Source organism: Vibrio sp. Vb1337 (assembly GCF_033338715.1).
Classification (GTDB): domain Bacteria; phylum Pseudomonadota; class Gammaproteobacteria; order Enterobacterales; family Vibrionaceae; genus Vibrio; species Vibrio alginolyticus.
In genome coordinates, this window is the sequence record NZ_JAWOTD010000151.1 from 1 (window position 1) to 1,236 (window position 1,236).

Consider the following 1,236-nt stretch of genomic DNA (forward strand, 5'->3'; position numbering starts at 1 on the left):
AAGCATTTGATCTCAATGCTGATCTTTCAGATCTGGCACCTCTCCAAACAAAAAAGCCTCCCGATTGGGAGGCTTTTTTGTTTCTATCGTGCGAAAAAAATATATTTCAAAACTTCAAAGCACCATCAACAACACCCTACATGCTCAATCATCGATTTTGGTTGTTGTTCTGTGGGATAGCCGTTGGATTCAACGTTATTCGCATGGTGTTGCGCTGATTTTGGTTGGATAGTCGTTGGATTTTGGTTGGATAATCGTTGGACGGCACAAAACACAGCAAAAAACAGGAACGCTGTTCGAGGTGTACCTCGAAATATAGGCACACAGTTGGCGAGTTCGCCAGTAATAACACTGCGGTATCGGAAAATAAATTTTCCTCCGCCTTGCGTCATTGTGTGCCTCGATGATGACGCATCGAGATCGGACTCTACCGCTTCACTTATAGATTTTCGTTACTAACGTACCGACCGCAATATCTTGCTGTTTTTTTTGTGTTTATTAGCATCCTGACAACGAAGAACGGCTCCCGATTCGGAAGCCGTTCTTGTGTCTAAATCTGAGTTCGCACTACGAGTGTTACGTTAAATTACTCATTACTTTCTTTTAAACCAAAGCAGTCCCACTCTATCAGCAATCGACTAAAATTATTTTTTGAAAGATATTTGGCATCTACACACTTACCATCATCATCGTACAGCACAAGGAAAAAAGAACTCGATTCTAGTGTACGACCTAACGAAAGCCATTGAGCAACAATTGTCTCGTAATGTTCTTGATATGATGCGATTTCAAAGCCTTTGTTATTCGATGTTTTAAAATAAATTTTTAGTTTCACGCTTTATCCCATTTATCTCATACACATCATATTTAAGACTAGGTTTGTGTGAGCAATTGAACGTTCTTAATAGACTTAGGCCAAAAAAAACCACTATATACGCAATTGAGCACTATTATAAAGTTACATGCATATCAACACTTTGTGAGTATTGCGTTATGGCTTTGTGTAAAATAAAAAAATACGACACTTTAGTAGATGCTCATACGATTAAACTTCTCGAAAATTTAACAATGGAAATTGGAAATGAAGAAGTTGCTCTACAAGTCACTATTTTGTCATTTGAAAAACTTTGGCATCAAATGGAAATGCATGGAGAGCCCAAAAACACATTTGAATGGCTTCAAATCGAAGCAAAGAAGCTCATAATTTAAAGCAACATAACGTTGTGGTGGTGATTA

3 protein-coding genes are annotated in these 1,236 nt (G+C 37.9%); 2 read left to right on the plus strand and 1 reads right to left on the minus strand.

The window, feature by feature from the left end; genetic code table 11:
• The coding region (locus R7E42_RS24630) for a hypothetical protein (RefSeq protein WP_318073182.1) at window positions 1-218 on the plus strand (218 nt) is incomplete at its 5' end.
• A gap of 368 nt (window positions 219-586) precedes the next feature.
• Here the strand turns inward: R7E42_RS24630 and R7E42_RS24635 are convergent.
• A complete protein-coding gene (locus R7E42_RS24635; RefSeq protein ID WP_005398517.1) occupies window positions 587-835 on the minus strand; it encodes a hypothetical protein in 249 nt (82 codons plus the stop codon).
• 158 nt (window positions 836-993) lie between these two features.
• Here R7E42_RS24635 and R7E42_RS24640 point away from each other — a divergent pair, with 158 nt between their 5' ends.
• Window positions 994-1,209, plus strand: coding sequence for a hypothetical protein (locus R7E42_RS24640; protein WP_031819061.1), 216 nt, complete (start codon window positions 994-996; stop codon window positions 1,207-1,209).
• Window positions 1,210-1,236: the final 27 nt, after the last annotated feature.

Bases quoted from the DNA above. Each gene is read 5' to 3' on its own strand.
- R7E42_RS24640 (WP_031819061.1), top strand. From the start codon at position 994: ATGGCTTTGTGTAAAATAAAAAAATACGACACTTTAGTAGATGCTCAT.